This window comes from Synechococcus sp. H70.1 (genome assembly GCF_047502705.1).
In the GTDB taxonomy this organism is placed as follows: domain Bacteria; phylum Cyanobacteriota; class Cyanobacteriia; order Thermostichales; family Thermostichaceae; genus Thermostichus.
In genome coordinates, this window is record NZ_JANSIV010000152.1 from 26,828 (window position 1) to 39,770 (window position 12,943).

The following is a 12,943-nucleotide window of genomic DNA, read 5'->3' on the forward strand; positions in this document are numbered from 1 at the left end:
CCCCTGGGCCGTGTCTAGTTCTGTGGGTTGGGGTTAGAACAGCCTACCCCCCTCTCCCTCTGGGAGAGGGGCTGGGGGTGTTCGCGCTAGCGGCGCGGAGCGCTTGGGTCGTCACTCCAGGAGAGGGGACGGGGGTGAGGGCAGGATACCACCGCAGATTGAGAGCCTCTAGCCGGCCAGGGCCAGGCGGGCGCCGTATTCTGCCGCCGACCAGAGTTTCCAGGCAGAGTTGCCCTGTAGCTCCAAGACCAGGTCGTGGTAGGCCAGGAGAGTGGGGCGGTGGCCGACGCTGACGTAGGTGGTGTTGAGGTGTTGCAGTTGCCGGTAGAGCAGCTTTTCGTTGGCTACATCTAGAGCGCTGGTGGCCTCATCCAAAATGGCGTAGCGAGGCCGTGTAATTAAAATGCGGGCAAAGGCCAGGCGCTGCTGTTCGCCCAAGGAGAGGGTGCTGGCCCAATCTTTCTCCACGTCAAAGCCGCCCACCCGCTCCGGCAAGTCGGCTAGATTAACCCGAGCCAAGATTTGCAAGAGCTCCTCGTCGGTTAGATCTCGGCGACGACCTGGATAGAGGAGTTGATCCCGCAGGGATCCCAGCAGCATGTAGGGCTTTTGCGGCAGGAAGAGCATCTCGGTGGTATCGGGGCGGGCAATGGATCCCTGGCCGTTGTTCCACAGGCCGGCAATGGCCCGCAGGAGGGAGCTCTTGCCGCTGCCGCTGGCTCCTACAATGAGCAGCCGTTGGCCTGCCTCTAAACTCAGAGACAGATCCCGCACCAGGGTTTGTTCCGAGTTTGGTGTTAGCAAAGTAACGTGCTGCAGCGCCAGGTGGGGAGCAATGCGAGTTTGGATGGTGCTCTCCCGAGTGTGGGTGTGGCGCAGGGCCGGATTCTCCAACGCTTCGTAAAAGGACCCTAGACGGTTGATCCCGGCGGCAAAGCTGGAGATGCTCTGGATCTGGTTGGCCACGATTGAAAGGGCACTCAGCACCTGGCTGAAAGCAATGGTGGCCTGGGTAATGGTGCCAAAATCCCGTACGCCGCTAAAGTAAAGGGGGGCCACAATTACATAGGGCACAATGCGCGTGAAGTAGTTATAGGCATACTGAAAAATGTCAATAACAGCCTGCCAAATGATTAACAAGTCAAAGTTGCGCAGGGCAGCAGCAAAGCGATTCAAGATCTGCCTCAGCTCTAGGTCTTCTCCCTGGTAAAAGGCGATGGACTCAGCGTTGTCCCGCACGTGGACTAGGCTGTAGCGAAAGTCAGCCTCGTAGCGCAGTTGATCGAAGTTAATTTTAATTAGCTTGCGTCCAGCCACAATGGCAATGGCGGTGCCAATGGCAGCATAGACAACCAATCCCACCGCCAAGGGGCGGGAGATGCTGTAGAGGATGCCGGTAAAGGCGTAGAGGGTGAGGATCGAGTCGAGAATATCCAGCAAAAAAGAAAGGGTAGTGCCGGTAAAGGAGCGAACGTCTTCGGAGATGCGCTGGTCGGGGTTGTCGATTTCGGTGTTGGCGGCGTTGGAATCCAGCTCGTAGTAGGCCCGGCGATCAAAGTAGCGATCCAGAAAGTGGTCGGTCAGCCATTCCCGCCAAAACAGCCCCAGCTTCAGCCGCGTATATCGGTAAATAACCAAAATGGGAATGGCCGAGATGATTAGCACCCCGTAGATGATTAAAAACTGCCAGAAGGTACTCTCTTCTTTTTGTTGTAGGGCGGTATCGATAAACCGAAAGATAAAGCTAATCATTACGTTTAGTCGGTTTACCGTTAGAGATAGAAACAGCAAAAAGGTAAGGAGCACCCACTGCAACCAGCGCCGATGAATCTGCCTCCACACCACCACAAACGCCAGACTGCTTAGGACTAAGCTGGCTGCTGCCACCCCCAGTACTGGCGAGGCTAGGTTTCTCTCCGTTTGCTCGACCAGTCCTGCTGCTAAAGTTCGGAAGAACTCTGGAAAAAGAGCCTGCCCAGCCAGGGTTACCCCAATCTCGACAAAAAACATCAGGGCAACCACAAACACCATGGATGCTGTTAACAAGCCAAAGAAAATCCAGCCCCCATAGCGCACCCGCGGGTAAAAATAGGGCTGGGCTACGCTAATAAAGCGGTCCCAAAGTTTGCGGTCAAAGTTAAATTGATAGGTCTGGGATTCCATGTGGCAGTTGTCGGCAACAACATCTTCCAGGCTAACAGGCCAGGGATCCCTTCTTGGTCCACCAGGAGCAAATCCCTTCGCCTCTAAGGAAGAGCCCCGCTGCCCATGCTGAGCCAGTGCTGGTAGGGATTATGTCCAGCTCCTGCGCGGGAGCCTACTTTTGCCCAAAGCTTCTGTTTTCAGTTGGGATCCCCTTGCAACCGCTTTTGCCAGGCCGCTTGGGCCGCCAGCCACACCGTCTGAACCGGCACGCGAAACGCTTGGGCGCGGGCCACGCAGTCGCGGAACTCCGGCTGGGCGTTGACAAGGCGGCCATGGTGATAGGCCACCTTGATGTCCACCAGGCCGTAGGGGGTTTCCACCCGCTCGATCCGGCGCTCCAGGACGGTGCGCTGCTGCTGGGAGTGGCGGATGCCCAGGGTGGTGGTTTCCCGGAAGATGAGCTCCTGGCACTCCGGCACCCGATCCGGCGGGCAGATCACCGTCAGTAACACTCCCGGCCGCCCCTGCTTCATGGTGATGGGCTGGGTAAACACGTCCCAGGCGCCGAGGGCCAGCAACTGCTCGCAGGTATAAGCAATCACTTGGGGGTTGAGGTCGTCAATCTGAGTTTGCAACACTGAGACGATCTCGGTTGGCTCTTCCCCCTGGGACTGACCAATCCAGAGACGAAAGATGTTGGGAATGGGCAACTCGCGGCTGCCGGCCCCGCGCCCCACTTTTTCCAGCCGCAGCGGTGGACAGGGCCCAAACGCTTCTGCCAGCGCCACCGCCAGGGCTGCGCCGGTGGGGGTAACCAGCTCGGCTTCCACGCCGTTGCTAAACACTGGCACCCGTCCCATTTCCCACAGCTCAATCACCGCCGGCACGGGCACCGCCAGTTGGCCATGTTTGGTGCTCACCCAGCCACCGCCAATGGGATGGGGAGAGGAGATCACCCGCTCCACCTGCAGCCAATCCAGGCCGATACAGGTGCCGACGATATCCACCAGGGCATCGACGGCCCCCACCTCGTGGAAATGCACTTTTTCTAGGGGCACCTGATGGACTTTTGCCTCTGCCTGCGCCAGCTTCTCAAAAACTTTGAGGCTGCGGGCCTTGACCGCAGGGGCCAAGCGGGATCCGGCAATCAAAGCCTGGATCTCCCTCCAGGAGCGGGCGGGCGGGGACTCGTCCAACACCTCCACCACCGCTTGCAGAGCCGGCTGGCCGCACCGCTGCACCCGGCATACTTGTAGGCTGTATTCTCCTTCGATGCCCAGCGCCTGGAGCTGCTGGTTGAGATACTCCAGGGGCACCCCGCAATCCAGCAGAGCCCCCAAGCACATATCGCCGGCAATGCCTGCCGCACAGTCCAAGTAGGCCACCTTCATAGCAGCGTTGAAACGGGAGGGACGGCTCCACTCAGTTTTGCCCAGAGTGGTGGCGATGCCAACGGGAGGGGCTGCCGCCAAGGCCAAAATAGGAAAAACTTCCGCCGCAAGGGGGGATCCCAAATGAATCCTTGGATCCGCTTTTGGCTTTCCCTGGGGATCCTGCTGGGGGCAACGCTGCTGCTGTGGGGCCTGTGGGGATCCCCAGCAGGATCCCAGACTCGCCTCAACTTTAGCAATGCCAATTTGCAGGGGCAGGATCTGTCCGGCCAGGACTGGCGGGGCAGCAGTTTTGTCAGCGCCAACCTGCAGGGTGCCGATCTGCACGGGGCCAACCTTGCCGGCGTGGCCTTTACCAAAGCCAATCTGGCGGGGGCTAACCTGGCGGGGGCAGATCTCAGCAACAGCCTGTTGGATCTGGCCAACCTAGCAGGCGCCGACCTTAGGGGGGCCAACCTCAGGGGAGCCATTGCTGCCCGGGCGGTTTGGCAAGGGGCGCAGATTGCCGGCGCTGACTTTAGCGACGCCTATGTGGATCGGGCAGCCCTGCGGGAATTGTGCCAGCGGGCTGAGGGATCCCATCCCGTAACAGGCGTTGCCACCCGCGCAAGTCTAGGCTGTCCCTGAAAGCCGGCAAAGGTGAAGAAAACAGGATCCCTGAACCCTCTTGGCTGGATTGCCCTTTAGATTGGGGAAGGTGTTGACCCTGCCCCACCATGAGCAAGCCCAGCTTCGCAGTCATTGGCCTGGCGGTGATGGGGGAAAACCTGGCCCTCAACGTCGAGCGCAATGGCTTTCCCGTTGCGGTCTACAACCGGACGCGCGCCAAGACCGAGCAGTTCATCCAAGGGCGGGCCCAAGGCAAGCAGATTACCCCCGCCTACAGCCTGCCCGAATTGGTGCAACTGTTGGAGCGGCCCCGCAAAATCTTAATCATGGTCAAGGCAGGCCCGCCGGTGGATGCCATCCTCGACGAGCTCAGGCCGCTGCTGGAGCCAGGCGACATCCTCATCGATGGCGGCAACTCCCTCTACAGCGACACCGACCGGCGCGCCGAGGCCCTAGAAGCCAGCGGGATCCACTTTGTCGGCATGGGGGTGAGCGGCGGGGAAGAAGGTGCCCTTAACGGCCCTAGCCTCATGCCCGGCGGCAGCCTGGAAGCCTACCGCCAACTGGAGCCCATCCTCACCAAAATTGCCGCCCAAGGGCCGGACGGCCCCTGCGTCACCTACCTGGGACCCAAAGGGGGCGGGCACTACGTGAAGATGGTGCACAACGGCATCGAATACGGCGACATGCAACTGATTGCCGAGGCCTACGACCTCATGCGCAGGGGGCTGAAGCTGTCAGCCCCCCAGATGCAGGAGATCTTCCAGGCCTGGAACGAGACGGAGCTGGAGTCGTTTTTGATTGAGATTACCGCCAAGATCTTGGGGACGCTGGATCCGGAGACGGGCAAGCCGCTGGTGGATCTCATCTTGGACAAAGCAGGCCAGAAGGGCACGGGCCTGTGGACGGTCAAGGACGCCCTGGATCTGGGGGTGCCGGTGCCCACCATTGAGGCGGCAGTGCAGGCCCGCCTCCTCTCCTCGATGAAGGAAGAGCGGGTGGCCGCCTCGCAGCAGTTGCCAGGGCCGGGAACAGCCTTTGAAGGGGATCCCGACCGCTTCCTCCAGGATCTGCGCGCCGCCCTCTACTGTTCCAAGATCTGCTCCTACGCCCAGGGGATGGCGCTGCTCAAGCAAGCCACCGTTGCCCACGGCTATGTTTACCCCTTTAGCGAGATCCCCCGCATCTGGAAGGGGGGCTGCATCATCCGCGCCCGCCTCCTGAGCAAGATCCAGGCGGCCTACCAGCGGGATCCGCAGCTGGTCAACCTGCTTTTGGATGAGGAGTTTCAGCAGGCCATCCAGGAACGGCAGGGATCCTGGCGGCGGGTGGTGGCCACCGCAGCTACCCTAGGGATCCCGATCCCGGCCATTAGCGCTTCCCTGGCCTACTACGACAGCTACCGCACTGCCGAGCTGCCCCAGAACCTCACCCAAGCCCAGCGGGATTTCTTTGGCGCCCACACCTTTGAGCGCATCGACAGGCCGGGGGTTTTCCACCACGCCTGGAACGCCTAGGCAGGATCCCCCTCTGGTGCGGCCGCTAGACCTAGCGGCGTCTGCTTCAAGGTAGAACCCCACGCCTCGGTATGGAAAGGCTCTCCTTCTTGGGGAAAATCCCTGCGGAAGTGGGATCCGCGGCTTTCCTCCCGCAAGAGAGCCCCTTGCCCCACCAGGCGGGCAAGCAGCAACAAACTCCCGGCCTCGACCTCCTCCCGGCTGGCCCAGGGCTTCTCCTCCAGGGGCAGGGCTTCTGCAAAAGCTAGAAAAGCCCGCAGCCGCTCTCCCTGCCGCACCACGCCCAGTGCCTCTCCCACCTGCTGCCTAAGCTTGGGAAGAAGAGAGGGCGGCGCGGTCAGCACAGGTAGAGCCTGCACCTGAAGGGGTGGCTCCTGGAGCTCCCGCAGGGCAGCTAGAGCAGCTCGCTTGCCCATGACCAGCCCTTCCAAGAGGCTGTTGGAAGCCAAACGGTTTGCCCCGTGCAACCCTGTAGAAGCCACCTCCCCGGCAGCATAGAGGCCCGGCAGGCCAGTGAAGCCAAAGGCATCCGTTCGCACCCCGCCCATGACGTAGTGGGCAGCGGGAGCAACCGGCAGGAGGTCTTTTCCGGGATCCAGCCCCAAAGCGCGGGCAGAGGCAACAACGGTGGGAAAGCGCTCCTCCAGCTCTGGCACAGCTCGTAGATCAAGATAAACTCCCCCCGTCCGCTGCCGCTCCCAGAACACCGCCTGGGCCACCACATCCCGCGGCGCCAGCTCGCCCAGCTCCGTATAGCAAGGCATAAAGCGCTCCCCCCAGGCGTTGAGAAGCACGGCCCCTGCCCCTCGGGCAGCCTCACTGACCAGGGCTCCATTGGGCAAGGCGGTGGGGTGAAACTGCACAAACTCCAGATCCCTTAGGACAGCTCCTGCCCGCCAGGCCAAGGCCATCCCATCCCCGCTGGCCCCCGGCGGAGCCGTCGAGAGGGGGAAAAGGCTGCCAAACCCGCCTGTAGCTAAGAGAACTGCCCCTGCTTTCACCTGCAGTGGCCCATCTGGCCCCAGCAGCAGGGCCCCCCCTACCCTGTCTCCTGCCATCAAAAGGCTGAGGGCTGTATATCCCTGGAGAGGCGGCTTGTTTAGGCGAGCCAGCAAACCTTGCAATAGCCACAGCCCGCTCCGATCCCCTCCCAGATGGCGTATCCGCGCCCGCGAGTGGCCCCCTTCCCGCACCGGCTCCGGATGGAAGGGCAGCCCCCAGGACAAAAGCCTCTCCAGGTGAAAGGGGGCTTCCTGCAGGATGGAGCGGGCCACCTCCACTTCCACCAAGCCACGGCCTGCTTGCAGGGTGTCCTGGAGGTGGGCTTCCACATCTGCTGCATCCAGTGGAAAAGCTATCCCCCCCTGCGCCCAAGGAGTGGATCCAGAAGGCAAGGGATCCTTGCTTACCACCAGGGTTCTGGCTCCCTCTGCTTCCGCCCACAGGGCTGCATAGATCCCTGCCACCCCTGCCCCCAGGATCAAGAGGTCTGTTTCCGCTAGGAAAGACGTAGACAACACTGGACAAAACAGACCCTCGCCAAGGGTGCTCCCTCTAGGCTCCAGCAGGCACTGACAGCATGGCTAGGATCGACTTGCGGGCTTTTTCGGCCACCGCCTCCGGCACCTGGATCACGTAGCGCATCTCCACTAGGGAGCGGTAGATCTTCTCCAGGGTAATTTTTTTCATATACTCGCAGACGGCGTCCGCCTTGACGGGGATAAAGGTCTTATCGGGGGCCTCTTTTTGCAGCCGGTGGAGAATGCCCACTTCGGTGGCAACCACAAACTCGCGGCTGGCCGAAGTTCTGGCATAACGCACCATCCCCTCGGTAGAAAGGAGCTTGGCGTCCGGCTTGAGAAATAGACAACTGGAGCCGCAACTGCACTCGGGGTGGATGAGGAACTCCGCCTCCGGGTGCTTCTCTGCCATTGCCTTGAGGTGCTCCTCGCGAATGCCCACATGGACGTGGCACTCGCCGGGGAACAGATCCAACTCCCTCCCCGTTGTCTGGGCTACATAGGCCCCCAGGAACATATCCGGCACAAAGAAGATGGGGCGATCCGGCGGCAGGCTGGCCACCACCTGCACAGCGTTGGCGCTGGTAACGCAGACATCGGCCAGGGCTTTAATCTCGGCGGCCGTGTTGACATAGGCCACCACCAGCCCCTCGGGGTTGGCCTCCTTCCAGCGCCGCACATCCTCAGGCCGGATGCTATCGGCCAGGGAGCAGCCTGCCTCTAGATCCGGCAGCAGCACCGTCTTTTCCGGGTTGAGGATAGCTGCCGTCTCGGCCATGAAGTGGACGCCAGCAAAGACAATGACCTGGGCATCTGTCTTTTGGGCCTCGCGGGCCAGGCCCAGGGAGTCTCCCACAAAGTCCGCCACTTCCTGCACCTCGGGGAGTTGGTAGGAGTGGGCTAGGATAACGGCCTGCCTTTCCTGCTTGAGTCGAGCAATTTCCTGGACAAGGGTTTCTTGGGTCATGGTGAACCTTCTGTTTTGGCTGGGCCGGCCACGGGTGCAGATCTGGACTGGTGCGGGGCTAAGGAGAAGTTGCCAGTAGGCAGCAACTGGCCTTCCTGCTTTAGGCGGGATTGTTACCTAGCCTAGCATTAGAAACAGCGCTCCCTGGGGCAAACCTCAGGGCCGCACCACGAGCAAGGAGAGATCCAGGGCCTTGGCCGAGTGAGTCAGGGCCCCCACACTGATGTAGTCAACGCCTGCCTCCGCCGCTTGCCGGGCGCGCTCTAGGTTCATGTTGCCGCTGGCTTCTAGGGGAACTTTCCCCCCTACCCGTTGAACGGCAGCCCGGATCTGCTCCAAGGGGAAGTTATCGAGAAGGATTAGATCGGCGCCTGCCGCCAAAGCCTCCTCCAGCTCCTGGAGGTTGCGCACCTCAACCTCGACCTTGAGGTGGTGGGGGGCACCTGCTTTGGCCCGCTGGACGGCTGCCAGGATGCCGCCGGCACCGCGAATGTGGTTTTCCTTAATCAAGATGCCGTCGAAGAGGCCAAAGCGGTGGTTTTTGCCGCCTCCTACCCGCACAGCATATTTCTCCAGAGCGCGCAGGCCGGGGGTGGTCTTGCGGGTGTCCAGGAGCTGGGTCGAGGTTCCCCGCAACGCCTCTACGTAGGTGCGGGTAAGGGTGGCAATGCCAGAAAGCCTTTGGAGAAGGTTCAGCGCTAGCCTTTCTGCTGCCAGAATCCCCCGCAGGGATCCCTTGAGCTGGAGCACTTCTTGGCCGACGGCCACCCTCTCCCCTTCCTCTGCCTTGGGAGCGAACTCCACCTGGGGATCCACCAGCCGGAAAACCCGCCTGGCAATCTCCAGACCCGCCAGGATCCCTGCCTCCTTAGCTAGGATCACCGCCTCGCCCTCTACTCCGGGGGGCAGCGTCAGCTCGCTGGTGAGATCGCCGTGGCCGAGATCTTCCTGTAGCCAGGCGCACAGGGTCTCCTCCGGGATGTAGAATGCTGACATCATCTTTTGCTTTGCTTATGGCCTCGACTGGATCGTCTCAACCCAATAGCGGTACCTTCAGCCGTCGTCAGTTGCTCAAAGCAGGAGCTGCTGCCCTTGGGGGAAGTCTGCTGGCGGCAGCGGCTGCCCGATCCTCCCCCACTCTCATCGTGGCTCAGAGATCCAAACTTGACCGGGTTTCCTATGCTACCAACTGGTATGCCCAGGCGGAGCATGGCGGCTTTTACCAGGCGGTGGCCACAGGCATCTATCGCGAATATGGGCTAGACGTCACCATCAAGATGGGCGGCCCTGGCGTCAACATTACCCAGATTTTGGCCGGCAGAGCTGCCGACTTTGCCATGGGGGGAAGCGCGGGAGTCATCAACGCCGTGCGGGAAGGGATCCCGCTCATCTGCGTGGCGGCTATTTTCCAAAAAGACCCCCAGGTTCTCCTCGCCCATCCCGGCACCCAGCGCTTGGAGGATCTCAAGGGCCGACCCATCTTCGTGGCCAAAGGGGCTTTTACTACCTACTGGCCCTTTCTGCGGGCCAAGTACGGCTTCACCGACGACCAGACCCGCCCCTACAACTTCAACCCCGGTCCCTTCTTGGCGGATCCCACCTCAGCGCAGCAGGGGTATCTCACCTCTGAGCCTTTTGCCATTGAAAAACAAGGAGGCTTTAAGCCGGTAATTTTTCTCCTAGCCGACTACGGCTACAACCCCTATGCCACAACCATCGAGACGCGGCGCCAACTGGTGGAAACCAAGCCAGACCTGGTGCAGCGATTTGTGGATGCCTCCATCAAGGGCTGGTACAGCTTTCTAGAGGATCCCCGCCCCGCCTATCGCCTCATCAAGCAGGATAACCCGGAGATGAGCGATGAGCAGTTGGCCTATAGCTTTGAGAAGTTGAAGGAGTACGGCATCATTTTATCTGGCGACGCCCTAGAAAAGGGCATTGGCGCCATGACCCACGAACGTTGGCAAAGCTTCTTTGAGAACATGACAGTGGCGGGTGTCTTTGAGCCAACCATCAACTACCGAGCTGCCTACACCCTGGACTTTGTCAACAAAGGGCCTGATTATTACAAGAGCTAGGCCTACGCCCTACAAAGCCTGACGACCCCCTTAGGGGCAGACAGCCCTCCATCAGAATCCGCGCGCCCCTCTCTGGCCGGGGGGCAGGGATCCGAAATTCGTGCTGGATTCAGCTTGTCCAGGAACTTGGCCCACTAAGGGTTCTCGCCAGGTTGTCCCTCAAGGCTGCCTTTGTCACCTGTGCCGCTGGGGTCTTCCCTTGGCGGGGGTTCGCTCACCCCCGTCAGCCAACCGGCACCTACCAGAAAGCTACCCCTTGGGTAAAGGGGCAAGGGAGCTTTGGGTTGGGGTGCACGGATATTGCCTAGCCGTTGGAGGGAGGGCCTAGGATCCCTTGGCAAGCTCCCAAGAAGAGAAGGTAAGGCTGGCAGGGGGAGGGCTACCCCTTGGGGCAAGGGGACAGCCTCCTGAGGCTACGCTCCCTGCCGCGGCAGGAGGGCGGGTAGTTTACAATGGAAGACTGCCTGGCTGAGGCCAGGTTTGTCTCTTGTCGTTCCGTCTGTTGAGTGGTGAAAAGGAGAAGCAAGCCTTGCCAAAATTTGCCCTAAAAGCCCTGTGGCTGCAAAACGATTTGGCTATTGCAGTGGATCAAATAGTGGCCAAAAACCGCAGTCCCCTCACCCGCTACTTTTTTTGGCCGCGGGATGATGCTTGGGAACAGCTTAAGACTGAACTGGAAAGCAAAAGCTGGATTAGTGAGGAAGATCGCATCAACCTGCTCAACCAAGCCACCGAACTGATCAACTACTGGCAAAACGGTGGACGGGAGCGTCCCATTAGCGAAGCCCAAGCCCGGTTTCCTGACATCCTCATCAGCGACAGTTCGTAACAGCCCCCCTGTTTGTTCCCTTGCAGCAGGCCAAAGGCAGGCTTCTCCAGCCGAAAGTTACCTCCGAATCCAGGCCATCTTGCTGAGGCTGCCGCCTTTGGGCTAGATTAGCACTCGAGGTTTCAGAGTGCTAGCCCTTGACCTAGCCAAGGGAGGGGATCACTGGGAACCTCCCAGGATCCCGCTCGGCCCAGTGGCACTCAGAACAAGTGGCCTAGTTGCTAGTTGAGATAGCGAGGATCGGGGACGCTATGGCCAAGCAGATTTTGTTTAAGGAAGAGGCCCGCAAGGCACTGGAGGAGGGCATTAATCAAGTAGCAGACGCAGTCAAGGTTACGATTGGCCCTAAGGGGCGCAATGTGGTTCTAGAGAAGAAATTTGGTGCGCCTCAGATTGTCAACGATGGGGTAACAATTGCTAAAGAAATTGAGTTGGCCAATCCCTTGAAAAATGCCGGTGCCCAGTTGATGCGGGAAGTAGCCACCAAGACCAATGACGCGGCCGGAGATGGCACCAGTACAGCCACCATCTTGGCCCAGAGCATGGTGCAGGAAGGGCTAAAGCACGTTGCAGCAGGGGCTAACCCTGTAGCCCTGCGGCGCGGGATTGAAAAGACCACCGCCTACCTAGTGGAGAAGATTGCTGCCTCTGCCAAACGGGTGGAGGAGCGCAAGACCATTGCCGAGGTAGCCACTATCTCTGCTGGCAACGACAGCGAGATAGGCGAGATGATTGCCAAGGCTATGGATGCAGTGGGGCGAGAAGGGGTGATCACGGTCGAAGAATCCAAGTCGATGGAAACTCAGCTAGAAGTGGTGGAAGGAATGCAGTTCGACCGTGGCTACATTTCTCCCTACTTCGTCACCGATACAGAGCGGATGGTAGCCGAATACGAAAACGCCTATCTGCTCATTACCAGCAACAAACTCTCCAATGTGCAGGAGCTGGTGCCCCTGCTGGAGCGGCTGGCCCGGGAAGGGCGACCTTTGCTGGTAATTGCCGAAGATGTAGAGGGAGATGCCTTGGCGACCCTGGTAGTCAACAAGCTGCGCGGGGTGTTGAATGCAGTGGCCGTGAAGGCCCCCTCCTTTGGGGATCGCCGTAAGGCCATGCTGGAGGACATTGCCATCCTCACTGGAGGCCGGCTCATCTCGGAGGAAATTGGCATCAAGATGGAGAATGTCACCCTGGACATGCTGGGGGTGGCCCGCAAGATTACAGTTACCCGCGACAAGACCACCATTGTTACCGATGGCAGTACCAAGGCGGCAGTGGAGAAGCGGGTAGCGCAACTCCGTAGGCAGCTGGAGACTACTGACTCGGAGTATGACCGTGAGAAGCTGCAGGAGCGGATTGCCAAGCTGGTTGGCGGGGTGGCGGTGATCAAGGTGGGGGCTGCCACGGAGACAGAGCTCAAGGACCGCAAGCTGCGGATTGAAGATGCCCTCAACGCCACACGAGCAGCCGTAGAGGAAGGGATTGTCCCAGGTGGGGGGGCGACGCTGCTCCACCTTTCCAAGGGGATCCCAGAGTTTAAAGCCAAGTTGAACGCCGAAGAGCAGGTGGGAGCAGACATTGTCTACCAGGCCGTGCGGGCGCCCCTCTATCAAATTGTCCACAACGCTGGGCTGGAGGGATCAATAGTGGTGGAAAGGGTTCTGGAGCAGGAGATGCCCTACGGCTTCGACGCCCTGACGGGTGAGTATGTGGACATGTTTGCCCGCGGGATTGTCGATCCGGCCAAGGTGGTGCGCTTTGCCTTGCAAAATGCGGCTTCCATCGCGGCCATGTACCTTACTACTGAGGCCGTGGTCGTCGAAAAGCCGGAACCTAAGCCAGCCAAAGCTCGCTCGAGCAAGCCTGGAATGATGTAAATCCCCTTGTCCA

The 12,943-nt window shown here is 60.1% G+C and carries 10 protein-coding genes; 5 read left to right on the top strand and 5 right to left on the bottom strand.

Translation table 11 applies throughout. The features are described 5' to 3' along the window. Nucleotides 1–168: 168 nt before the first annotated feature. Together NW827_RS10165 and larC are read right to left on the bottom strand one after the other, a co-directional pair. Nucleotides 169–2,163, bottom strand: coding sequence for an ABC transporter ATP-binding protein/permease (locus NW827_RS10165; RefSeq protein ID WP_414362242.1), 1,995 nt, complete (start codon nucleotides 2,161–2,163; stop codon nucleotides 169–171). A gap of 179 nt (nucleotides 2,164–2,342) precedes the next feature. Further along, nucleotides 2,343–3,536: a nickel pincer cofactor biosynthesis protein LarC gene (larC, locus tag NW827_RS10170; RefSeq protein WP_414362304.1), complete on the bottom strand. Its 1,194-nt coding sequence runs from the start codon at nucleotides 3,534–3,536 to the stop codon at nucleotides 2,343–2,345. A gap of 123 nt (nucleotides 3,537–3,659) precedes the next feature. Between larC and NW827_RS10175 the strand changes: the two genes are divergently transcribed. Continuing rightward, nucleotides 3,660–4,163 carry a pentapeptide repeat-containing protein gene (locus tag NW827_RS10175; protein WP_414362240.1) on the top strand — a complete coding sequence of 168 codons (504 nt, stop codon included), beginning with the start codon at nucleotides 3,660–3,662 and terminating at the stop codon, nucleotides 4,161–4,163. A gap of 89 nt (nucleotides 4,164–4,252) precedes the next feature. Then, nucleotides 4,253–5,662 carry an NADP-dependent phosphogluconate dehydrogenase gene (gene gndA / locus NW827_RS10180; RefSeq protein WP_414404155.1) on the top strand — a complete coding sequence of 470 codons (1,410 nt, stop codon included), beginning with the start codon at nucleotides 4,253–4,255 and terminating at the stop codon, nucleotides 5,660–5,662. On the opposite strand, the gene NW827_RS10185 is transcribed toward gndA, so the two are convergent. The 3 genes from NW827_RS10185 to nadC form a co-directional block, all read right to left on the bottom strand. Further along, entirely contained in the window at nucleotides 5,659–7,179 is a 1,521-nt protein-coding gene (locus tag NW827_RS10185; RefSeq protein WP_414503647.1) for an L-aspartate oxidase, read from the bottom strand. The two genes, gndA and NW827_RS10185, sit on opposite strands and share 4 nt — an antisense overlap. Before the next feature lie 37 nt (nucleotides 7,180–7,216). Next, the gene (gene nadA / locus NW827_RS10190) at nucleotides 7,217–8,149 is read right to left on the bottom strand and encodes a quinolinate synthase NadA (RefSeq protein WP_414503648.1); all 933 of its coding nucleotides are present in this window, start codon (nucleotides 8,147–8,149) and stop codon (nucleotides 7,217–7,219) included. 156 nt (nucleotides 8,150–8,305) lie between these two features. Next, a complete protein-coding gene (gene nadC, locus NW827_RS10195; RefSeq protein WP_414362234.1) occupies nucleotides 8,306–9,148 on the bottom strand; it encodes a carboxylating nicotinate-nucleotide diphosphorylase in 843 nt (280 codons plus the stop codon). A gap of 14 nt (nucleotides 9,149–9,162) precedes the next feature. Here nadC and NW827_RS10200 point away from each other — a divergent pair, with 14 nt between their 5' ends. The 3 genes from NW827_RS10200 (at nucleotide 9,163) to groL (ending at nucleotide 12,930) form a co-directional block, all read left to right on the top strand. Then, nucleotides 9,163–10,227 carry an ABC transporter substrate-binding protein gene (locus tag NW827_RS10200; RefSeq protein WP_414404153.1) on the top strand — a complete coding sequence of 355 codons (1,065 nt, stop codon included), beginning with the start codon at nucleotides 9,163–9,165 and terminating at the stop codon, nucleotides 10,225–10,227. 499 nt (nucleotides 10,228–10,726) lie between these two features. Continuing rightward, nucleotides 10,727–11,056 (top strand): 30S ribosomal protein PSRP-3, encoded by a 330-nt coding sequence (locus NW827_RS10205; RefSeq protein ID WP_414362302.1) that lies wholly within the window; start codon nucleotides 10,727–10,729, stop codon nucleotides 11,054–11,056. 251 nt (nucleotides 11,057–11,307) lie between these two features. After that, complete coding sequence (groL, locus tag NW827_RS10210) at nucleotides 11,308–12,930, top strand: chaperonin GroEL (protein ID WP_414404152.1); 1,623 nt, start codon at nucleotides 11,308–11,310, stop codon at nucleotides 12,928–12,930. Nucleotides 12,931–12,943: the final 13 nt, after the last annotated feature.

What these genes read in the sequence shown, in the direction of transcription:
- nadC (WP_414362234.1), bottom strand. Translation starts at nt 9,148, where the DNA reads ATGATGTCAGCATTCTACATCCCGGAGGAGACCCTGTGCGCCTGGCTA.
- NW827_RS10200 (WP_414404153.1), top strand. Translation starts at nt 9,163, where the DNA reads ATGGCCTCGACTGGATCGTCTCAACCCAATAGCGGTACCTTCAGCCGT.
- NW827_RS10165 (WP_414362242.1), bottom strand. Translation starts at nt 2,163, where the DNA reads ATGGAATCCCAGACCTATCAATTTAACTTTGACCGCAAACTTTGGGAC.
- gndA (WP_414404155.1), top strand. Translation starts at nt 4,253, where the DNA reads ATGAGCAAGCCCAGCTTCGCAGTCATTGGCCTGGCGGTGATGGGGGAA.
- NW827_RS10175 (WP_414362240.1), top strand. Translation starts at nt 3,660, where the DNA reads ATGAATCCTTGGATCCGCTTTTGGCTTTCCCTGGGGATCCTGCTGGGG.
- nadA (WP_414503648.1), bottom strand. Translation starts at nt 8,149, where the DNA reads ATGACCCAAGAAACCCTTGTCCAGGAAATTGCTCGACTCAAGCAGGAA.
- groL (WP_414404152.1), top strand. Translation starts at nt 11,308, where the DNA reads ATGGCCAAGCAGATTTTGTTTAAGGAAGAGGCCCGCAAGGCACTGGAG.
- larC (WP_414362304.1), bottom strand. Translation starts at nt 3,536, where the DNA reads ATGAAGGTGGCCTACTTGGACTGTGCGGCAGGCATTGCCGGCGATATG.